We start from the raw sequence: 22,535 nt of genomic DNA on the forward strand, positions 1-22,535 counted from the left end.
CACAGCAAACAATGCAAACCAAACATTTTAAACCACTTACATTCAAAAATAATGACACAAATATTTATCTTATTCCTTGTCATAGAAACAGCACAAAACTTCTCTCACAAGAATGGCAAAAACTGAGGTTAAGTTTTTTCTTTTACGTTCTTATTTGTTTATAACTTTTACAAAAATATTTATTATTTAAATAAATTCAATAACTTAACGATTACTATTTAAGTTGGTAATGATTTAAAATAATTTATAATATGAAAAATTGAATGTAGCAGGGAAAGGTAAGGTAAATAAGAATGGCAACAAAAGTCTTTATTGATGGTGAACATGGAACAACCGGACTGCAAATACAAAAACGCTTAAAGAAGCGTACAGATTTTAAACTACTCTCTCTTACTCATAAAGATCGCCATGATGTTCATCTGCGACAAGACTATCTTAATCAAACCGATATTGTTATTTTATGTCTTCCAGATGATGCTGCACGCGAAACAGTTCATTGGCTTAAAAAGAATAAAAATATTAGGATTATTGATAGCTCAACAGCACACCGCGTAACATCAAACTGGGTCTACGGTTTTCCTGAAATGACAGCAGGACAAAAAAAGCGCATTCAAGCAGCACATTATGTAACCAATCCCGGATGTTACCCTACCGGCGCCATTAGCTTGATTCGCCCACTTCGCGAAGTAGGACTACTAGACGCTTATTACCCTATCTCGATTAATGCAATCTCCGGTTATACCGGAGGTGGAAAAAAATTGATTGCTCACATGGAAAATCAATCTCAACAACATATTCGGGAAAATTACTTTATCTATGGTCTTAATCTTGAACACAAACATGTTCCAGAAATTAAAATCCATGGACAAATCAATCAAACTCCTATTTTTGTACCGAGTGTTGGTCGTTTTCCTCAAGGGATGATTGTCAATCTTCCACTGCATCGCCATTTATTTACAAAATCAGCGAACTGTTCTGATCTGCGCGAAATTCTTGCAAACCATTACGATGGACAAAGTATCATTTCAGTTGCATCACAAGAAGAAACCGCTTCACTTCAAAGTCTTAATCCAGAATATTTAGCCAATAAAGATGGTATGAAACTGTTCGTATTTGGAAATGATCGCGAAGGCATTTTTAATCTCTGCGCCATATTCGATAATTTAGGAAAAGGCGCATCAGCCGCTGTTGTCCAAAATCTCGATTTAATGCTTTCAGGCAACTAAACTTCATCTGGATACAAGCTTTTATTCAACAACACGATAAGCTCCTTTTGTTGCTCGCCAGTGCGTAACCGCAAACCACAACACAACTAATGCCATACTTTGATGAATGAGCCCCAAACTTATCGGAACCTCATATAACAGTGTCAAGATACCCAAAAGTGCTTGAATAATAATCATAACACAAATCAAAAATGCACGACGAGAATGGGTTGAATGTGGAGCATTTTTTTGTACGTAGAAAGCATGAATAGCCGAAACAATAAATAAAAAATAAGCAAAAAAACGATGTGTAAATTGAACCGTTAAAGGATTTTCGAATAAATTGCGCCAAATAGGACTATGCTGCAATAAACCATCAGGAATAATCTGACCATCCATAAGGGGCCATGTATTATAGACTTTTCCAGCATGAAGCCCTGCAACCAAAGCACCCAAATAAATCTCTATCAAAACGAGAATAACAAACCAAGCTGCAAAATATTGCACTTTTTTATTTGCTGGTTTTTCCGAATATTCTGTAAGTCCTTGAGATAAATAAGTAACAAAAATAATAACGAAACATGCCGTTATAAGATGAAATGCCAAACGATATTGGCTCACACTTGTTAGATTACTTTGCCCAATCCCCGAAGCTACCATCCACCAACCAATAAAACCTTGAAATGCGATGAGGATCGGCACAATGATCAGCTGGAGTAAAATATTTTTTTCAATCCGTTTAGTTGCCCAAAACCAAATTAACCCGAATAAAGCGACAAGACCAACAAGACGGCCAAGAACACGATGCGCCCATTCCCACCAAAAAATGATCTTAAAAGCACTTAAGGTCATATCACGATTAAGCAATTTATATTGTGCGATCTGTTGATATTTTAAAAATTCCTCTTGCCATTGATTAATACTTATCGGTGGAATAATACCGTGTATTGGCTTCCATTCCGTTATCGATAATCCTGATCCTGTCAAACGAGTGGCTCCCCCTACTAAGACAATTGCCAAGCAAAGCAATAAAATAAAATAAAGCCATATCTGTATTTGTTTTCTATTTTTCTTTTGAACGGGCGTTAAAATATTATTATTTAATCTCTTTACTGCCATCTTTGATTGCCCCACGCTTTTCTCCAACTACAATGCATTTAAAAATTTAAACATTAAATCTTCATATTTTAGTATGTACTACAACTTTAACAAAAAACAAGCGTACTACTATAACATGCGATACATATTTCTCTTTTATGAAATTTATGATGCAACAATGCGATAAACAGTTTTTGGAAAGTAACTAACCATCTGCATTATCCAACCCTGTTCATTAAGAACAGTATTACAAATATAATAATCTGTTAGTTCTGCAAATTGCTCGAATCCATATTTTGGTTCGCTTGTCATCTCTAAAATGATAAAATCATACTCTTTTTTAAATTCTTGTAATATATGAATAATATCATTTGAAAAATCTTGTGCACAAACAGCACTTGTTAACCCCTGAGGAAGAATATCAACCCCCGTATCATAATCACGGTAAATAACATCATGCAACTGAGCATTGCCCGTTAAAATATCACTCAGCCCCCGATGTGGCCCAATGACTTTCTCTATTTGTTGCCCAGAGATATCAACTAACAGAATTGTTTTGTTCTCTTTTGTAAGATGAAGTGAAAGTTTTGCCGCTGTCCGTGCTGCTTCTGGTCCAATAATTGAAATAATTGTTGAAGCACGCCATTTCAAAACATCAGATAATCCTTCTATCGTAATAAAAGCTTCAAGATTTTTCATTTCTTGAGAGACTAAAGTACTCTTATTTTTCTTAAGAACATTTTCTTTTAATCTCAAATTCTCTTCTGAGAGTTGCTTTTTTTTACTTCTAAAACACAAATAAAATAACACTATTCCAAACAAAAGAGTAAGGAAGCTAGCCAATGCACTCACAAGAATATTTCTTCCATAAAGAGCCATAAAAGAAATTGGCGCTAACGTTGTTGGCATAACCACGTGAATCTTTACATTTTGCAAGAGAAGAGAATTATCATTCAATCCCTGATATGAACCAATAACTTTTTCTCTCCCTTGAGCAGACTTACTCATCATTTTATTTTGTGCATCGATTTCTATTTTTATTTTATTTTCAAACTCGTTAAATAATTGATTCAAAGACTGGGATTGATCTTTTACAAAAAAGCTCACCCTTTTTTTGAGCTGTTTTTCCAATTCCGTTGCAATAATCTCATCTGAATGAACTTGATCAATGATTTGTAAAATTTTATTCTTTAATTGATCAGAAACTGCCTCTAATTCCGCAGTCATTGCCTTAATTTGAGGATGTGTCCACCCCAATTGTGCAACCATATGTGCTCTTTGTGTTTCCAAAATGTCACGTTTAGATTCCAGAGCGACAATTGCTGAATTGCCTGCGATAAACGATAAAGATAGTAAAGACTGCCCCTTTTCACGCATCACATTAATCGTTGAATTCAAACTTGTTAAATGAAGACGCTTTAAAGTTGCTTCCGTTAATTGCATAGAAAGCTCATGAAGCTCTGTTTGTTTTACACCATGCTGAATAAAAGAATCAACGGATGCACGAAACTCCTGGACGATATTAATGATCGCAGTATTATCATGTTGTTTATCTCCTGATTTATCATTTAGCAAAAATGGCTTCTGTTTTATGATTACTTGTGAAAATGCGGAAAACCAAGTTTCCAAACCCTGTTGGGCTGCTTCAGGTGTCTCAGCTTCAAAAGTAAGATTGATGAGATCACCATGACGCGATAAACGGATATTTTCGTGTTTTTTTTTCTTATAAGAAGTCCTTAAAGAAAAATGCGAATCATCTGAAAATATAGGTTGTGAAAATAAAAAAGCGATAAGATTGTCTTGTTTTTTAATCGGTAATGTCTTTTCTACAGAATCAGATAATGAAAATACTAAAGTTGCTTGATAACCACGAGGCTGAATAAAATAATACAACCAAATAAAAGATACGCACAACATTTGTAGCAGCAAAACAATCGAAATGTTTTGCCATACTGTACATACGAACAGCCTTTTATTACATTTAATACTCATTTTTATTTTAACCAGCAAAATACTTCTTTATATTGTTGTATTAAGAGAAAGTAGTAACTATCATCTTAACTTGCTGCTATACTATTTTACGATAAGAAAAACATAAAATTTAAGCATAAATGTTCAACAATAGCTTTAAAGAGCTTAATTCAAGTTTTTTTGATGTTCTCTAGTTGTTGTTTTGCTTCAGAAGTAACAATCGCTTTAATGGTAACAGACCCATCATCATGTCCTTCTTGCATTATTTCAGCAGAGTTTTCATAAAACCAATCAATAAGTGACATTTCATGAGGTTTTAAAAGATATTCAATATTTTGCACCTCTCCAAAAATTTTTTCTTCAATGACTTTTAATAATTTATCTAGTCCATCCCCCTTAAGTGCAGATACCATGAAAGCAGGATTCAACCGTGTCTTCGCGCTCGTTTGTAAAACATTTAATGCCTGCTCATCCACCGTATCAATCTTATTCCAAACTTCTATGATATGCTCCGTATCATCAACATCGATATCAAGACTTGAAAGTACTTCTAAGACATCTTGGGCATGTGCACGATGATCAAGATCCGACATATCTCTTACATGAAGAATGAGATCTGCTTCAACCACTTCTTCAAGAGTTGCTCTAAAAGCTGCAATCAAATTGGTTGGCAAATTAGAGATAAAACCTACAGTATCAGACAAAAGAACAGTTTTTCCATGCGGAAGAACAACTTTGCGCAAAATCGGATCCAGTGTTGCAAACAACATATTCTTTGCTAAAATATCTGCTCCGCTTAAACGATTAAAGAGAGTTGATTTTCCTGTATTCGTATATCCTACCAAAGCAACAACAGGATAAGATGTTTTTTTTCTTTTGGCTCTATGAAGTGCACGTGTTTTAATAACCGTTTCCAATTCGCGGCGGATACGAACAATTTTTTCTTGTAAAAGGCGTCTGTCTGCTTCAATTTGGGTTTCACCAGGTCCACCTAAGAAGCCACGTCCTCCTCGTTGTCTTTCCAAGTGCGTCCAACTACGCACAAGCCGCCCTTTTTGATAGGATAAGTGTGCCAACTGTACTTGCAAAACTCCTTCTTTTGTTCGTGCACGATCACCAAAAATTTCAAGAATCAAGGCTGTTCTATCAATAACTTTGCAATTCCATAATTTTTCTAAATTACGCTGTTGTATTGGTGTTAAAAGGTGATCTACAATCACAAGCTCAATAGAATATTCATCTATATAATGGGCTAGTGCATCCACTCTACCTTTTCCAAAGAGAGTTGCAGAACGAAGCTTTACAATATTAATTGTTTCATAACTAACAACTTCTAACCTTATAGCGCGCGCTAATCCCAAAGATTCTTTAACACGAGAAGATATCGAATATTCTCTTAAAGAGCTTTCATTTCTATTCTCTTGAAAAATCGGTATTAAAACAAGTGCACGTACCTGCTTTGTAATCTGCGAAAATACACCTCCTAATCTCTCATTTTCATTTGCCATAGCAATTTAAACACTTTTAAAATGGGATAAGAGGACTATCTTTGACGCATTTACTCAGAATTTTCATCTTCAAACATCTGTACAGGTTGTCCAGGCATAATCGTAGAAATAGCATGCTTATAAACCAATTGTACATGTCCATCACGGCGCAAAAGGACACAAAAATTATCAAATGAAGTTACAATACCTGTGAGTTTAACGCCGTTAACAAGAAAAATTGTAAGGGAAATCTTTTGTTTACGTACCGTATTTAAAAAAACATCTTGTAGGTGTTGTGATCGCTCTGCCATTATTCTTACACCTTCATATCGATTGCATAAAATATTCTTGCATGCATATCGACTGAAAAACATCCAATTGTCAACGTAGAAGCTTCAAAATTTAGCAACAAACAACTGAAATTAGAGAAAAAACGGTTCAATTTAAAGTACGATTTACTAAAATCTATCATTAAATTCAAAATTTTCCACGTTTATTTTGTTCACGAACTTACAATTCAAGGACAACTCCATTATATATAATATAAGCTATTACAGACTATATGTATGATATATGAATTCTCCTTCGTTGAGAATCAATAAAAATTAAGTGGACCACAACATTTATTAACAATTATCGATATTTTTACAACCATTAGTATTAACAGAAAGGCATTTGCACCTCACTGAATATATAACCGCCATTGAATTATCCTTATCTCACAGACGATAGGTTTATAGAGCTTTTTATGAGCACAAGTTGTAAACAATATTTTTATTTTTATTATACTCAATTAATAAATTGTTTTTGTTATATTTTATAGCCTTTTTAAACAAGGCATAAGAAACCACGTTAACTTTATCTTGATAAGTTTTTAAAATTTTTTCCTAAGCATATTCCTTTCTAAATAATTAACAGCTAGTATGCGGAAGTTATGTGGAAGAGAACGTATTCCTTTTCCGTCTGTAAGAGTACGAGGCGAGTATGGCACGCAGGACCAAATTGCAAACATTTGAAGTTGAAGTTGAGGAAGCACTCACAAAAGCTATGAACTTTGATTTTGATGACACGGGATTTGAAAAGATATCATCTAATAATTCTGAAAATGTTGTTAATGTTGATGATTTGATTCAAAAAATCGCAAAAGCAGAAGAAGAGTTTTTTGCTGAAAACGATCCTTCAGCTTTTGTCTCTAATATTCATGATGACGCTGTTATTGATAAATCTGTTGTTGAACAGCTTTTTGCTCAAAAACCTTCGCCTGATATTTCAGGCGGAACTGTTCATAATACCTTGTTGTCTACAAAACCTCTTCCTGCAAATGATGATATAACACCCTCTGTAAATTTTGGACCCTTAAAGCAGTATTCCTCCTTTCGAGTCTACTGGTACACAACAGCGCTTAGTGCTTTATGGGCAACAGGAGGAGCTTTCATTGCGCATAAGCTCGCCCCCACCGGACTCAGCTCCTTATCCAACATTAGCAATTTTGTTACATCCCCAACAGGGATTGCAGTAGCAGCAGGAACGGCTATTCCTATTCTTATATCGTGGGGTGTTGCTCAACTAACCAAACGTTCAAACGAATTGCACAATATTGCTCTTCTTATGACAAATGCTGCACAGCGCCTTAGTGAACCACAACACCTATCTGAAAAACAAGCTATTGCTATCGGGCAAACTATTCGTGAAGAAGTAGCGGCAATGAACGAAGGTATTGAACGTACTCTCGGGCGTGCTATCGAACTTGAAGCAATCATACAAGGTGAAGTTCACAATCTAGAACAAGCTTATGCTGAGAATGAATCACGCATTCATACATTAATCAAAGAATTGAGCAATGAACGCATAGCTATTTTAAATCACGCAGAACGTGTACAATCAACAATTAAAGGAACCCAAGAACAGCTGAGCGATGAATTTGGCTTAGTTACTTCTAAAATTGTCACCAATGTTGAAAAGCTTGCCCAAACCCTTTCTCAAACTTTACAAAAACAAGGCGAAGACCTAGTTGAAAAACTTTCCTATGCCGGTAATGGCGTAACAAATCAACTTGTTGAAAAAATCCATGAAACAGCAACACAAATTCAGCAGAAAAACACAGATTTTTTCCATGAATTAGGAAAAAACTTTGATGGTTTTGCAGAACGATTTGATTATAATGAGAAACAAATAGAAAAAACCTTTAATGAAACAGCTGCCAAAGCGAAAGCGCATGTTAGTAAAATTGCAACACATATACAAGCAGTAACGGATCAAACTTTACACGCAGTCGATGAGAAGTTTAAAACAATCGATAAGGCTCTTATTGATCGTAATAATCAATCTTTACAGAATTTTGATGCTAAGATCTTAAAACTCGACGAACAAGCTTATAAACTCTCTTCTAAATTTGATAACGTAACTTCGCAAGCAATTGGAGCCTTTGAACAACGTCTAGCAACTATTGATCTTTCTCTTAAAAAACACAGTAACTCCATTATTGAGTCCTTCATAGAACGCAGTAAAGTTTTAGAGGATAATGCTGAAAAACTTGGTAACTTCTTGGAAGGTCATGTTTTGAAAATAAATGAAAATCTCCAAGAAAGAACAGCAGACATTACTCACGCATTTACAAATGGACATGAAGTTATTCTTTCTGCAATTGATGAAAGTAAAGAAAATTTGAGAAAAGAAATTCAAGATATCGACAACACCATTGTTGATATCATACAAGAACGTTCACAAGATTTTAAATTACAGCTTTCTGATCAACGAGCTCTCATGGCAGACATGCTCGATAACGAGAAAAGTAAAATTGCTGATACATTAAAAAATCAGATTGATCTCTTAGCTCAAAATACCTCTCATATTGAAAAAGTTTTGACTGATAATATTCAAGCCTCTGATAAAAAAGCTGAAGATCATATTGCAAATATCCTTCAATGCACTGAAAAACTACAGGAAGTCATTGTACAAAGCTGCAATACAACACAAGATGCCTTAGAAGCACAAGCGAGAAATATTGATATCCGTGCCGATGCTCTCCGTGATTCTTTGGCAATTAATAGTTTTTCTCTCAATGAAGTTCTTGCCGATCAAGCACGTACACTTGAGCAACGCATGGAAACAATCCATAATCTCATCGCAAAAAGTGATATACGTGTCGATGTTGCATTGAAACAACAGATAGATTTAGTTGAAAGTGCAATTGCTGCTAATAACAAAAATATTACTGCAACGGTTCAAGATCATATCAAAAATCTTGAAAGCCATGCTGAAGTTTTAAAGAATACTCTCTCTCAATCGAGTGGTATTTTCTTTGAAACCCTTGAAACGCGTATGGAATCATTCGATACAAATCTAGAGGTTCGCGCACACAAAATTTTTGAACGCACAATAACACTAGAAGAAACATTATCTGAAAAGTTTAACCAAGTATGTGAAGCTATTGATGTGCAAACATCTGTTATTGAAGAGCGTTCTGACACATTAAAAACATCGCTCATGCTTAATAATGAGCAAAATCAGATAATTCAACAAGCGCTGGAAAGCAGTGTTGACAATATGCGTATTACCTTAGAAGATTCTATTAATACCGTTGTAGATAACCTGCATAATCAGATTATAAAAGCTTCTGATATTCTTTCTTCTACAAGTGAACAAATTCTTTCATCTGTTACAAATGTTACTGCACAAGCAGAAAATATTCTCTCAGAGTCAGGCAATCGCATTGTATCAAACGTTAAACAAACAGTTTATGATACCAGTGAAACGGTTCTATCGATTCTTTCTGAACAAACAGTGCATACTATTGAAGCTTTCACAACAGCGAGCCATAATGCACAAGCATTATTGAATGAAACTATCCACACATCAACAACAGCAATAGAGCAAGTCCTTAACGAACGCTGTGATACTCTTCATCACTCTATGCAAAATCTTAAAAATAATTTAGGCTATCAACTCTCTGATGTAACAAGCCGTCTGGAAGATGCAAGAAATCAAACAGAAACACAAATTTCAGAACATGTTGGAAAAATAACAGAGCTGACAAATCACTTAAATCAAGCAGCGAAAAATACAACAGAATCAATTGATTCTTTAACGCAGCATATCGGCGAACAGCTCTCTCTCTCCACACAAGATGCTGAACAAAAAATTTATGCTCATAATGAATCTTTAGTGAATAGCTTGACCAAAGCTAACTCTGAAACTCTCCAAACAGTAACGGCTATGAAAGAAGAGCTTGTTAACGATGTCTCCTCCATTTTAAAACAGCTGAACCAATCAATTTACAACTTCCACCAAAATAATAATGTTTTATTATCAGCCGTTCAAAATATTGATAGTCAGTTTAATGATACTACGAATGATTTTTTCCGCAAGACTAATCAAGTAGCAGAGCGTTTATCGTCCTCAAATCAAGCACTCAATAATAATGTTGAAATTCTGCAAGGGCTATCAAAGAACACCTTTGAACAAATTAATCATATAATGAGCAGTTTTGGTGAACATACAAAAACACTTTCCCAAACTATTCACGTTCTTGAACAGTCCGAAAATTCATTGAGCACAACCCTTGAAGAAAAACATAATACGCTTTCTCTATTAAGTGATGCTCTTATTTCAAAATCTCATGAAATAAATCAAATGATTGAGCATTATGAAAAAATCTTCAACTTAGCACTTGAGCGCTCTGATAAGAATGCGCGTAACTCTACAAATTCATTTCAACAATCACTTAATAGGCTTATTAGTGAAGCATCGACGCGCTTTTCAGGAGCAGCAGAAGAAATACGTCGCTCTGCTGATGAAGTTCGTTTCGAGCTTTCAAAGATTAATAATGATATTAATGAAAGCGTTAAAAAACTTCCAGAAAAGACAAAGGAAACAACGCAAACAATTCGCACAGCTTTGAATGAACAAATTGCAGCATTAAAAGATCTCATCAGTGTTCTACAAAATGATCAAAAGAGCGCGAAAGAACAGTTAGTATCTGCATTTCCTACATCATCAATGCTTAATAAAAAAGGTGATAATTCTTCTGAGACAATTAAAAAGATCATACCACCTAAACCTATTTTGCAACAAGATCAAAGCAAAAAAAGACCCAATAAATGGGTGTCAAATCTTTTAGAAAGAGCATCACGTGAAGAAACGTTTTACGATGAAATCCCTAATGATGATGCTGTTTTAACGTCAGTGCAAACAAAGCCACGTCCTACAAATAGCTCCCTTAACTCATTAGCATCAGGTATAGTACAAGCTATTAATCATAATGCCATTGTTGAGTTATGGGATCATTATCAACGTGGAAAAAAGAATATTATAACAGAACGTCTTTATACCTTAAATGGAAAAACAATATTTGAAATGATTAAAAGAAAATATATGAGCGATTTTGAGTTTAAACATTCAGTAAATCAATATGTTGCAGATTTCGAAAAGCTCTTACGGGATGTATCACGCAGTTCTAGTTCATCCAACTCAGTTCGCAAATATCTGATATCAGATACCGGAAAAGTTTATACCATGCTTGCTCATGCAAGTGACCGCATCCAATAAATAAACAAGAAAAGTGGAAAAAGATATTTTCCACTTTTTCTTTCTCCAGTTGTCGTAGAGTGCTTTACGATCAACTAGAGCTTTATACTTCAAAGATTGATATTAGCATGCGTTTTTCTTCGATATAGCCTAAACGATAACCCTAAAGAAAGCATAGTAACTCACCAAACAGCCTATCATTCTAAAAATGATAAAGCTATTTCTTACTTCTTTATTTTTCCCTTAATCCTTTTATTTTTTATGGTTTCATAAAGGCACAAAATCGATAATATTATTTTAGTTGCTAAATCTCAAAATTTTTCGTGCCTTTTATTAAAACAATCTATAAGAAATATCTCTATTTCTTTTATATTACTCTTTCTTGACATATGTCCGTAAATATTTTTTATATTCTATAAGCGAATTTGAAATAAATGAATTCTTATTGTATTTAAATTTCCCATTCAACATACGAGAGGTTTTATTACAAATTATAAGTCACGCATTATCCAGAATATATGGATTTCATGTCTAAAATGCGCAATGATAAATTCTCCAGTGACATCCGTTTATTGAAAATACATATTGTCAGTGTATAAAAAATACAGCTCTAAATAATTAATAATTCAATTAAAAAATACATAACACAATTTTCATTTTCAACGTTCAAATATCTAAACAAACTATTTATAATATTCAAATTGTTATTTTAAAGTTTCTTTTACCTACGTATAGAACTTTAATAAAATATTATATTCTATAAAAAACGAATGAAATAAACAATAAATACTCTTCAGTTGTTTCTTTATTCTGTAAGCATTGCAAAAAAAATAATGGCTTGGTAATGTAATCATTAGTCAATATTTTATTTGTTTGTAGACTAATCAATTTTTACGCATTTTACTAAAGAAAGAAAAACAACCCTGCTGCTATTCAATGAAATTATTATGCGCACACACGAAAAGAAACATCAACTGGTTTGTATGATCCAGAAGGATATTCTCACGCTCATGCATTTTGATATTCAGAGAAATGAAGCTCTATTAGTGGATAAAATTCGTAGATGGAACACTTATATAAATATACACTAACTTGGATATCATAAAAATGTCTAGAGAACGAAATAATGATTTCAGTTCACTAATAGCTGAACTTGACAGTGCGTCACTTTTTTATCACCAACACCCCAAACCTGGAAAATTGGAAATACAAGCAACAAAACCTCTTGATAATCAACGTGATTTAGCTCTTGCTTATTCCCCAGGCGTTGCAGCACCATGTCTTGCAATTCATGAAGATCCTAATCTTGCTGCTCAGTATACGTCTCGTTCTAATTTAGTTGCTGTTATATCAAATGGAACAGCTGTCCTTGGTTTAGGCAACATTGGCCCACTCGCTTCAAAGCCAGTTATGGAAGGCAAAGCTGTTTTATTCAAAAAATTTGCGAATATTAATGTTTTTGATATTGAAATTGATGCATCCGATATAGAACAAATGGTACAAACGGTAGCGACCTTAGAGCCGACATTTGGTGGTATTAATCTTGAAGATATTAAGGCTCCTGAATGTTTTGAAATCGAAGAAAAACTGCGCGCTAAGATGAATATTCCAGTTTTTCATGATGACCAACATGGAACGGCCATTATTGTTTCTGCAGCAGTATTAAACGCCTTAAATCTTTCAGGAAAAAAAATTGAAAATGCCAAAATAGTTACCTCAGGTGCAGGTGCGGCTGCCCTAGCTTGTCTTAATCTTCTGGTCCGTCTTGGAGCAAAAGTTGAAAATATTTGGCTTAGTGACTTAGAGGGCGTTGTTTATGAAGGTCGCAAGACTCTTATGGATCGTTGGAAAGTCAATTATGCACAAAAAACTGACGCACGAACTTTATCCGATATTATTGATGATGCAGATATTTTTCTAGGCCTATCAGCAGGTGGTGTTTTAAAGCCTGAATATCTTAAAAGAATGGCCCACAATCCATTAATTTTAGCGCTGGCTAATCCAATACCAGAGATTATGCCTGAAGAAGCACACTCTATACGGCCCGATGCAATGATCTGCACAGGTCGATCTGATTATCCTAATCAAGTTAACAATGTCCTCTGTTTTCCTTATATCTTCCGTGGTGCATTAGACGTAGGCGCTACTGCAATTAATGAAGAGATGAAAATGGCCGCTGTTCATGCGATTGCTGCCCTTGCACGTGAAGAAACTTCAGATGTTGTAGCACGTGCATACTCAAAAGAACCGCCTAGTTTTGGACCAGATTATCTAATCCCCTCTCCTTTTGATCCGCGTCTAATACTGCGTATTGCTCCCGCTGTTGCTAAAGCAGCAATGGCAACGGATGTCGCCATTCGTCCCATTGAAGACATGGAAGCCTACTATGATATCCTCAATCGATTTGTCTTTCTTTCTGGTTTAACAATGAAACCTGTTTTTGCTGCAGCAAAAACAGCAAAACGTAAACGTGTCATCTATGCCAATGGTGAAGATGAACGCGTCCTTCGTGCAGCACAAGTTGTCATTGAAGAACAAACAGCAATACCTCTTCTTATCGGCCGTCCACATGTCGTAGAAGCAAGATTAAAACGCTTTGGTTTAAGAATTCGTCCTGGTATAGATTTTGAATTAACAAATCCTGAAGATGATCCCCGTTTCCGTGATTATGTTAATTTATTTTTTCATTATACAGGAAGACGTGGCGTTACGCCTGAAATGGCAAAAACAATAGTGAGAACATCCACAACAGCTATTGCTGCCCTCGCTGTCATGCGTGAAGAAGCAGATGCAATGATTTGCGGCTTAGAAGGGCATTTTGAACGTCAACTCGAATTAATTGAACAAATTATCGGACTTGATCCTCATGTTCACCGTTTTTCTGCTATGAGTTTACTTATCTCTCAACAGCGTACTCTTTTTCTTACGGATACTTATGTTAATGAAAATCCTTCTGCAGAAGAAATCGCTGAAATGACTATTTTAGCAGCTCATGAAGTTGAAGCATTTGGAATAATCCCTAAAGCAGCTTTATTATCACACTCAAATTTTGGTTCTAAAAACACAGAAAGTGCACGTAAAATGCGACGTGCAACAGAAATTCTTGCTAAATTACACCCTCATTTAGAAGCAGATGGTGAAATGCACGGTGATGTTGCCCTTTCCAAAGTTTTTCGTGATCGTATTTTTCCCAATTCTCGTCTTAAAAGTGAAGCTAATTTGCTTGTCTTTCCAACACTTGATTCAGCCAATATCACACTCAACACTGTTAAAAGCCTCACAAACGCACTCCATGTTGGTCCTATCTTGATCGGTGCTGCACGTCCCGCTCATATCTTAACACCTTCAGTAACTTCACGGGGAATTGTTAATATAACAGCCCTTGCCGTTCTTGCTGCAAATAGAAAAAATAGACTCATAAAATAAATGTACAGTACAATTTCAAAGTTTTTTTAATATTGAGATATAGTATTTCATGTACTGTAAACTTCTTTTCTCTATAGAAAAGACAGTTATATTTTGGATTAAGTCTTTTTTTTAAAGAGAAAAAAGGCTAAAAGGATAGTATTAAATGTATTTTGAACTGACTAACTCTATAATAAGGAATCTGTACATTGCCTTCTACATTTGATAAAGTTGCTGATATTATTGCAGAAATTAGTGAAATTGATCGCAATATAATTACACCTGAAAGTCATACAATTGATGATTTGGGAATCGACAGTCTTGATTTTCTTGATATTGTTTTCGCTATTGATAAAGCTTTCCGAGTAAAAATTCCACTAGAACAATGGACTCAAGAAGTCAATGAAGGTTCCGTTACAACGGAAGAATACTTTGTTCTTAAAAACCTTTGTGCAAAAATTGATGATCTTGTTGCCTTAAAACAGGCGGAGTGATTTTTTTCACCATGCATGATCAATCTGTATTCATCACTGGTATAGGCCTTATAAGTTCCCTGGGGGAAGGAGTTCAACAGCATTGGAATCTCTTAAATGCTCCAATTCGTACAGCAAACCTAGATTGTACAACTTTTTTCCCCTACACGGTTCATCAATTGCCTGAAGTTGATTGGAGCTTACAAATTCCTAAAAAAAGTGATCAACGACAAATGGGAACATGGCAACGTCTTGGTACCTATGCAGCTGGTCTTGCTCTTGATGATGCCGGCATGAAAAATAATGAAAAATTCACTTCAACAATGGATATGATCGTAGCAGCAAGTGGAGGAGAACGTGATATCGCTGTTGATACACAGATTCTTTCTAAAGCGCGCGCAATCACCGATTATGCTTCTATGTTAAATATTGCTCTTTCAACCGAACTTCGCCCAACATTATTTTTGTCGCAACTTTCAAACCTTCTAGCAGGAAACATTTCAATTGTTCATAAAGTCACTGGATCATCTCGCACATTTATGGGAGAAGAAGGCAGTGGGCTTTCTGCGCTTCAAGTTGCTGTAGCTCGTATTAAGTCTGGACAAAGTACCCATGCTCTCGTAGGAAGTTCCTATAATGCACAAAGTTATGATATGTTGTTGGCGCATGAGCTTGGCGGTCTTTTAACTCATAATGGATGGAGTTCGGTATGGGAGCGTGAAATTTATCCTGGCGGTGGTATTATACCCGGTTCTGGTGGTATCTTCTTGGTTCTTGAAAGTGAAAAACATGCAAAAAAGCGTAACGCACGTGTTTATGCTAAAATTAATCAAATTGTTACAGACCAAATAGATAGAACAAAAACTCCACTTAGAGAATCAATTACAACAATGCTAAAAGTTGTAGGCGCTAAATCTTCTTTAGCCATTTCAGCAGCCTCAGGTGCTCACGGAGCAACAAAAGCAGAACAAAATGCTCTTGTTGATGCTGGTCTATCTTACCGCGGTATTACAACATTATTTGGTTATATGCGGGAAGCACAATTTCCTCTAGCACTTGCTATTGCGGCACTTTCAATTAAAAAAAAGCACTGTTTTCCAGCATTAAGCCATCATGAAAAACCTTTTTCTAAAAAAGTACATGAAATATTTGTTACAACTATTGGCATAAAAAGAGCTGAAGGTATTGTACATCTTACAGCTGTTTGAAGGGGAATTTCTATAGTGAAATATCATGATCATTTTGGACGTCCACTTGTAGCAATAACTGGAGCAGGCGTTGTCACATCACTAGGACAAGGCAAACATGAAAATTGGCAAAAATTAACAAGAGGTATAAGCGGCATCCATAAAATAACACGTTTTCCCGTTGAGGGATTAAATACATATATTGCTGGAACAATTGATTTCCTCAAAGAAAGTAATCTTGGTACTTCAGCTCTCTCTGAAAAACTTGCACATCTTTCTGCTGAAGAAGCTTTAGAACAAGCTGCTATTGATAAAACAAATTTTAATGGACCACTCTTTCTAGCAGCTCCTCCTGTTGAACTAGAATGGAAAGCACGTTTTAGTCTTGATCAAGAAGAAGAATTCAATAATGAGCCTTCTTATGCCCATCTTCTTAAAGTCTGCAAGCATAAACTCCATGAAGCACTTTTTGAAACCACACAATTTGGTGCAATCGCAGAAAAACTGCAAAAAGCATTTGGCACAAAAGGACTTCCTGTGACACTTTCCACTGCTTGTGCATCTGGTGCAACAGCCATTCAATTAGGTGTTGAGTCTATTCGACGAGGAGAGACAGATCGTGCTCTCACAGTTGCGACAGATGGTTCAGTTTCAGCAGAATCTCTCATCCGTTTTTCTTTACTATCGGCTCTTTCCACTCAGAATGATCCTGCAGAAAAAGCAGCGAAACCTTTTAGCCGTGATCGAGATGGATTTGTTATGGCAGAAGGTTCAGGTGCTCTTGTTCTTGAATCGCTTCAAAGCGCCTTAAACCGTAATGCTCCAGTTTTAGGAATTTTAGCTGGTTGTGGAGAAACAGCCGATGATTTTCACCGTACACGTTCAAAACCCGATGCATCACCCGCAATTGAATCCGTTCGCAAAGCCTTAAATGATGCAAAAATAACCATCAATGAAATTGATTATATTAATGCCCATGGAACCTCAACACCTGAAAATGAGAAAATGGAATATCTTGCCTTATCAACAGTTTTCGGTGATCTTTTAGAACATATTCCAGTCTCTTCTAATAAATCAATGGTTGGGCATACCTTAACTGCTGCTGGTGCCATAGAAACTGTTTTTTCGCTTTTAACTATTCAATCAGGGATACTTCCACCTACAATAAATTACGATAATCCTGACCCTGCTATCCCCTTAGACGTTGTTCCTCATCATAGCCGTAAAGCCTGTGTCAATGCAGTTTTATCAAACTCATTTGGATTTGGTGGTCAAAATACGAGTCTTGTTATCACAGCATATAAAGGATAATTCTTTAAAATATAAGAAAATTTTATAAGATTAACCTAACACATATTTTAAGGGGAATAATAATGCGCGCACTGCAACTCTTCAATGATCGTTGGCTTGAAATCACCAATATTCCTCCGCCCTCTTCACCTTCTCCTGATGAAGTAACTGTACGAATAAAAACTGTTGCACTTAATCATATTGATGTATGGGGATGGCGTGGCATGGCCTTTGCGAAAAGAAAAATACCACTCATCATTGGTGCAGAAGCCTCAGGTGAGATTATACAGGTAGGGGATAGCGTTAAACATCTCCAACTCGGACAGATTGTCTCAATTTATGGTGCACAAACCTGCGGAGTATGCCAAGCTTGTCATGAGGGACAGGATAATATGTGCAGTCATGTAAAGGGTGTCTATGGTTTTCATCTTGATGGATTCGCTTGTGAGCTTGTTAATTTGCCAGCACGTTTATTAGTTCCAGCACCTGCCCAATGTGATGAATTGCAAGCAGCTGTTGCTCCAATTACTTTTGGTACTGTAGAACATATGCTTTTCGATAACGCAAAACTTCAAGCAGGAGAAACAATTCTGATACAAGCCGGTGGTTCAGGTATTGGCTCTGCAGCTATTCAACTTGCAAAACACATGGGATGTACAGTTATCACAACTGTAGGCTCAGATGAAAAAATGGCAAAAGCATACTCTCTTGGAGCAGATCATGTGATTAATTATCGTCAAGATCGTTTTGAAGGTGTCGTGCGTAAATTAACCCAAAAAAAAGGTGTTGACGTTGTTTTTGAGCATGTTGGTGTCGATACATGGAATGGTTCTCTATTGTGCATGAAAAAAGGAGCACGTTTAGTTACTTGCGGTTCTACTTCAGGTGTTTCAGCACCATTAAATCTCATGCAATTATTCCAGCAACAACTTAAAATATTCGGTTCATTTGGCTGCCGTATGGAAAATATGAAAAATGCCATGCAAAAAATGGCACAAAAAGTTGTCCATCCTGTCATTGATACAATTGTTGGGCTTGATGAAATTGATACGGCCTTAAAACGAATGGAAAGCCGTGATATTTTTGGTAAAATTATTATTAAAATCGATTAAATTCTAATGAAATATTCTCTTAAAAACTTTGTATATCATATTAAAATTACAGCAAAAAAAGTATCTTATTGGTTATGGGCATATCTGCTCTTTGGTTTTTTATTTATTTTAAAATGTTTTCCAGCCAACACAGGAATTTCTTTTTTTTCTTGGTTAATGAAAAAAATCGGTCCCCTTTTACATCGTCATCAAATTACACTTTCAAACCTTAGAAAGGCATATCCAGAAAAAACAGAGAAAGAACTCCATGCGATTGCAATAGAAATGTGGGAAAACATAGGGCGCTTCCTAGCCGAATATATTTTTCTTGATAAAATTTTTGACTTTGATTCTCATTCAGACAAACCAGGTTTCATTGAAGTTAAAGGAGCTGAAATTTTTGAACGATTAAAAAATGAAAAAAAACCACATATTTTTTTCACGGCACATACTGGAAATTTTGAACTTCTCCCCATTTGTGCACAAAGTTTTGATTTAAATATTACGGTATTATTTAGACCACCCAACAATCCTTATATTGCCAAACGCGTTCTTAAAGCACGACAAACTTATATGGGACATCTTGTTCCCTCCAAAGCCGGTGCAGCATGGGCATTAGCAGGAAAATTAGCGGAAGGTGAAAATGTTGGTATGCTTGTCGATCAAAAATTTCGCCGCGGTATCATGGGAATATTTTTTAACAGACCCCTTAAAACAAATCCCTTAATTATAAAGCTTGCGCGACAATATAACTGTGATATTTATCCAGCGCGTTGTATTCGTCTGCCTGAAGGACGACATCGTTTAGAATTATATGAACATGTAGAACTCCCACGTGATGAAAAAAATGATATTGATATAGCTGCTTCTACGCAAAAATTAAATGATATTGTTGAAAATTGGGTTCGTGAATATCCCGGACAATGGATGTGGTTACATAGACGTTGGGATATCTAACATAAGCTCTATTTCTTACAGAGGAAGGACAAATGTTAGCTTCAAAAGATATCAAAGATCTCACCGCAATTATTACTGCATTACGAAATCCTGATAATGGTTATCCCTGGCATAAGGAACAAACTGCTGAATCCCTCATACCCTATATACTCGAAGAAACTTATGAAGTCATCGATGCCATTGAACGAAAAAATCGAAAAGATCTCTGTGAAGAACTTGGTGATCTTCTTTTACAGATTGTCTATCATGCTACCATTGCACAAGAAGAAGGCAGCTTTACTTTTGAAGATGTTGTTTATGCAATCACAGCAAAAATGCTCAGACGCCATCCCCACATTTTTGGAAATTCTAAGCAAAAAGAACGAGAATTTATAAAAGAAGAGTGGGAATATATAAAAAAAAGAGAACAAACTGATCAAAAGGAATTATGCAAAGAAAAAAATAACAATTCAAGCATTCTTGCAACAGTAAAACCAATTCAGCCAGCCCACCAAGAGGCCCTTGCTTTACAAGAAGCTGCAGCTAAAGTGGGTTTTGATTGGCAAGAAAGTGATAAAGTTTTTGAAAAAATAGAAGAAGAACTCGAAGAGCTCAAAGAAGCCATCAAAAATAAAAAGAACCCAGAGATAGAAGCAGAATTTGGAGATCTCTACTTTGTTTTCCTCGATTTGGCACGCCACTTAACAATTGATTCACAAAAAGCACTAAAAAAGACAAATACAAAATTCCGAAATCGTTTTACTTATATTGAAGAAAAGCTATCCACTCAATCTAAAACACTCATGGATGCATCCTTAAATGAAATGGAAGAACTTTGGCAGCAAGCTAAAAATAAATGATATTAGGTTTCTTATATCAAGAAAACAAGCCGCCTAGAATCACTCAATTACAATTTCACTAAGCTCAGTTTGTATTGTATTGATTCTGTGTAGCAGGACGTAGCTCTACCGATTCACCACACCCACATGCTGAAACTTGATTAGGATTTTTAAAGACAAAACCAGAACGAAGGGTTGTCACTTCATAATCCATCTGTGTCCCTAATAAAAACAAGACCGCATCATGTGCTATAAAAACACGAGCACCATTCACTTCAACAACATCCGCATCTATCCTCTCTTTTTTAACAAGAGTAATTGTATATTCCATCCCTGCACACCCCCCTTTTTTGATACCAACAAGAATACCTCGTGCATCTTTTGTATCCATAATCTCTTTAACACGATTCACTGCTGCTTGTGTTAAATTTATTACCGAAAAACGGCTCATCATTTACTCTTTTCTTGGCTCAATAAACACTTTAAAAATTTTTATCCTACAATATTCTATTTGATCTTTTAGAAGAAAAACAACAAGATATAAATCAAAATATCCTGATCTTTTTCTTAAGATAAAAATTTCTTGGGATAAAAGCGTATACTCATAAAATGAAATTTATGATTGTACAATTTAGAATATAAAATTTTTAGAATACACAATTTTTGTCCACATAAAATGTAAAATATCTCTTTTATAAAAACTCTACAAAAAAACATTTCAATACTATAGACTAACAACTAAGATTTTGAAAATTAATATTTTTATCAAACTATCGATTAGATAAAGAAAATATATTTCCGGCACTTATTCGCGTTCACCATTTTTCAATCTATAATCCGAAAATCATAAATCTTACCCTTTCATAATCTATAAAAGTAGTTAAATATCTACATCGATGAACTATAGAGCTAAAATTTAACAATAACAAAGAACTTTCCAGATTTCTCACTTATCTTAAATTAACCACAAAATATTGATGTGCAAAATTTTTTATTTTCAAAATTTCTAAATGTAAGAGACTTTTAGATTTTATTCGGTTTATTTTTTCTCTTGCCTTTAAAGGAACAGTCATTTAATCGTTTTACGCAGATCGGAGCGTAGCGCAGCTTGGTAGCGCACTTGACTGGGGGTCAAGGGGTCGTGGGTTCAAATCCCGCCGCTCCGACCATCCTTAAAGTGCTATAAATAAAAAAATAGGATTATTTAAAAGTTGAATTATTATGAATTTTAATTGCACATACATGGTTCATGATTTTTTTCTCAATGCAGTCTAATATAGTGATTTTTTTATTGTAAGTTTGAGGTAAGTTATTTTTATTAAAATAATCTTCTTTCTTACAAAAACACTTACAAAACGCGAGACTTTCGCCTCGCGTTTTTTGTCTTAAAAAAAATTTATAATTATTCGGTTCTCATATTTTCTAAACTTTCTTTACGCGATAATATCGCTGTTATCATTTTTTGTAATGGATGATGACATTTGCACAGTTATCTTTTTTGGTTTTAATTCAGCTGGCATTTCCCTTTTAAGCTGAATATGAAGAAGTCCATCTCCAAGTTCTGCTCCAATAACCTTAACATGATCAGCCAAATGAAAACGCCGTTCAAAAGCACGCGAAGCAATACCTCGATAAAGAAACTCTCGTTCTTCGTCATCCTTTTCATGCTTCCTGTCTCCCTTAACAATCAGCTGATTACAATGCGTTTCAATATCAATTTCATCTTGAGAAAAACCAGCAACAGCCATAGAAATTCTATAAGAATCCTCAGTTAAACGCTCAATATTATAAGGGGGATAAGAAGAAACTTCATCTAGTTGTGTTCTAGAATCAAACCAGTTAAAAAGGTGATCAAAACCTACTGTGGAACGATAAAATGGTGAAAAATCTACTTGACGCATAATATTGCCCTCCTCTAGAGCGACTGTAATTTATAATTAATTCACAAAGTTCCCAAATGGCAAACTTACTTGTGAAACCATGGTCCCATAATGGCAACCATATATACTATTTGGTAATCGTTTTTT

General features: G+C 35.2%; 15 protein-coding genes and 1 tRNA gene. 10 read left to right on the forward strand and 6 right to left on the reverse strand.

The annotated features are described in order from the left end of the window. Nucleotides 1–293 precede the first annotated feature (293 nt). Nucleotides 294–1,226: an N-acetyl-gamma-glutamyl-phosphate reductase gene (gene argC / locus MCY_RS02115; RefSeq protein ID WP_007346722.1), complete on the forward strand. Its 933-nt coding sequence runs from the start codon at nucleotides 294–296 to the stop codon at nucleotides 1,224–1,226. Between the two features lie 21 nt (nucleotides 1,227–1,247). On the opposite strand, the gene MCY_RS02120 is transcribed toward argC, so the two are convergent. The 4 genes from MCY_RS02120 to hfq form a co-directional block, all read right to left on the reverse strand. Further along, a complete protein-coding gene (locus tag MCY_RS02120; RefSeq protein WP_007346723.1) occupies nucleotides 1,248–2,339 on the reverse strand; it encodes a COX15/CtaA family protein in 1,092 nt (363 codons plus the stop codon). 129 nt (nucleotides 2,340–2,468) lie between these two features. Next, nucleotides 2,469–4,295: a hypothetical protein gene (locus MCY_RS02125; protein WP_026088023.1), complete on the reverse strand. Its 1,827-nt coding sequence runs from the start codon at nucleotides 4,293–4,295 to the stop codon at nucleotides 2,469–2,471. Between the two features lie 149 nt (nucleotides 4,296–4,444). Then, entirely contained in the window at nucleotides 4,445–5,782 is a 1,338-nt protein-coding gene (gene hflX / locus MCY_RS02130) for a GTPase HflX (protein ID WP_007346725.1), read from the reverse strand. 50 nt (nucleotides 5,783–5,832) lie between these two features. After that, nucleotides 5,833–6,072, reverse strand: a complete 240-nt coding sequence (hfq, locus tag MCY_RS02135; RefSeq protein ID WP_007346726.1) for an RNA chaperone Hfq — start codon at nucleotides 6,070–6,072, stop codon at nucleotides 5,833–5,835. Nucleotides 6,073–6,745: 673 nt separating this feature from the next. Between hfq and MCY_RS02140 the strand changes: the two genes are divergently transcribed. The 8 genes from MCY_RS02140 (at nucleotide 6,746) to mazG (ending at nucleotide 20,529) form a co-directional block, all read left to right on the forward strand. Further along, the gene (locus MCY_RS02140) at nucleotides 6,746–11,308 is read left to right on the forward strand and encodes a hypothetical protein (protein ID WP_007346727.1); all 4,563 of its coding nucleotides are present in this window, start codon (nucleotides 6,746–6,748) and stop codon (nucleotides 11,306–11,308) included. Between the two features lie 1,086 nt (nucleotides 11,309–12,394). Then, the gene (locus tag MCY_RS02145; RefSeq protein ID WP_007346728.1) at nucleotides 12,395–14,713 is read left to right on the forward strand and encodes an NADP-dependent malic enzyme; all 2,319 of its coding nucleotides are present in this window, start codon (nucleotides 12,395–12,397) and stop codon (nucleotides 14,711–14,713) included. A gap of 188 nt (nucleotides 14,714–14,901) precedes the next feature. Next, nucleotides 14,902–15,186 carry an acyl carrier protein gene (locus tag MCY_RS02150; RefSeq protein WP_007346729.1) on the forward strand — a complete coding sequence of 95 codons (285 nt, stop codon included), beginning with the start codon at nucleotides 14,902–14,904 and terminating at the stop codon, nucleotides 15,184–15,186. Between the two features lie 11 nt (nucleotides 15,187–15,197). Further along, nucleotides 15,198–16,373 (forward strand): beta-ketoacyl-ACP synthase, encoded by a 1,176-nt coding sequence (locus MCY_RS02155; RefSeq protein ID WP_007346730.1) that lies wholly within the window; start codon nucleotides 15,198–15,200, stop codon nucleotides 16,371–16,373. A 15-nt stretch (nucleotides 16,374–16,388) separates the two neighbouring features. After that, a complete protein-coding gene (locus MCY_RS02160; protein ID WP_007346731.1) occupies nucleotides 16,389–17,663 on the forward strand; it encodes a beta-ketoacyl-ACP synthase in 1,275 nt (424 codons plus the stop codon). 62 nt (nucleotides 17,664–17,725) lie between these two features. Then, entirely contained in the window at nucleotides 17,726–18,754 is a 1,029-nt protein-coding gene (locus MCY_RS02165) for a zinc-binding dehydrogenase (RefSeq protein ID WP_007346732.1), read from the forward strand. 6 nt (nucleotides 18,755–18,760) lie between these two features. After that, nucleotides 18,761–19,690: a lipid A biosynthesis lauroyl acyltransferase gene (locus tag MCY_RS02170; protein ID WP_007346733.1), complete on the forward strand. Its 930-nt coding sequence runs from the start codon at nucleotides 18,761–18,763 to the stop codon at nucleotides 19,688–19,690. Between the two features lie 32 nt (nucleotides 19,691–19,722). Then, nucleotides 19,723–20,529, forward strand: a complete 807-nt coding sequence (gene mazG, locus MCY_RS02175; protein ID WP_007346734.1) for a nucleoside triphosphate pyrophosphohydrolase — start codon at nucleotides 19,723–19,725, stop codon at nucleotides 20,527–20,529. A 64-nt stretch (nucleotides 20,530–20,593) separates the two neighbouring features. Here mazG and MCY_RS02180 read toward each other — a convergent pair whose 3' ends face one another. Further along, the gene (locus MCY_RS02180; protein ID WP_007346735.1) at nucleotides 20,594–20,959 is read right to left on the reverse strand and encodes an iron-sulfur cluster assembly accessory protein; all 366 of its coding nucleotides are present in this window, start codon (nucleotides 20,957–20,959) and stop codon (nucleotides 20,594–20,596) included. Between the two features lie 641 nt (nucleotides 20,960–21,600). Here MCY_RS02180 and MCY_RS02185 point away from each other — a divergent pair. After that, nucleotides 21,601–21,677, forward strand: a tRNA-Pro gene (locus MCY_RS02185). 264 nt (nucleotides 21,678–21,941) lie between these two features. On the opposite strand, the gene MCY_RS02190 is transcribed toward MCY_RS02185, so the two are convergent. Then, nucleotides 21,942–22,409, reverse strand: coding sequence for an Hsp20 family protein (locus MCY_RS02190; RefSeq protein WP_007346736.1), 468 nt, complete (start codon nucleotides 22,407–22,409; stop codon nucleotides 21,942–21,944). Nucleotides 22,410–22,535 lie beyond the last annotated feature (126 nt).

Source organism: Bartonella rattimassiliensis 15908, from assembly GCF_000278215.1.
GTDB lineage: Bacteria > Pseudomonadota > Alphaproteobacteria > Rhizobiales > Rhizobiaceae > Bartonella > Bartonella rattimassiliensis.

Coding starts and splice junctions, on each gene's coding strand:
- MCY_RS02170 (WP_007346733.1), top strand. CDS start 18,761: ATGAAATATTCTCTTAAAAACTTTGTATATCATATTAAAATTACAGCA.
- argC (WP_007346722.1), top strand. CDS start 294: ATGGCAACAAAAGTCTTTATTGATGGTGAACATGGAACAACCGGACTG.
- hflX (WP_007346725.1), bottom strand. CDS start 5,782: ATGGCAAATGAAAATGAGAGATTAGGAGGTGTATTTTCGCAGATTACA.
- MCY_RS02125 (WP_026088023.1), bottom strand. CDS start 4,295: ATGAGTATTAAATGTAATAAAAGGCTGTTCGTATGTACAGTATGGCAA.
- MCY_RS02145 (WP_007346728.1), top strand. CDS start 12,395: ATGTCTAGAGAACGAAATAATGATTTCAGTTCACTAATAGCTGAACTT.
- MCY_RS02155 (WP_007346730.1), top strand. CDS start 15,198: ATGCATGATCAATCTGTATTCATCACTGGTATAGGCCTTATAAGTTCC.
- MCY_RS02180 (WP_007346735.1), bottom strand. CDS start 20,959: ATGAGCCGTTTTTCGGTAATAAATTTAACACAAGCAGCAGTGAATCGT.
- MCY_RS02140 (WP_007346727.1), top strand. CDS start 6,746: ATGGCACGCAGGACCAAATTGCAAACATTTGAAGTTGAAGTTGAGGAA.
- hfq (WP_007346726.1), bottom strand. CDS start 6,072: ATGGCAGAGCGATCACAACACCTACAAGATGTTTTTTTAAATACGGTA.
- MCY_RS02165 (WP_007346732.1), top strand. CDS start 17,726: ATGCGCGCACTGCAACTCTTCAATGATCGTTGGCTTGAAATCACCAAT.
- MCY_RS02190 (WP_007346736.1), bottom strand. CDS start 22,409: ATGCGTCAAGTAGATTTTTCACCATTTTATCGTTCCACAGTAGGTTTT.
- mazG (WP_007346734.1), top strand. CDS start 19,723: ATGTTAGCTTCAAAAGATATCAAAGATCTCACCGCAATTATTACTGCA.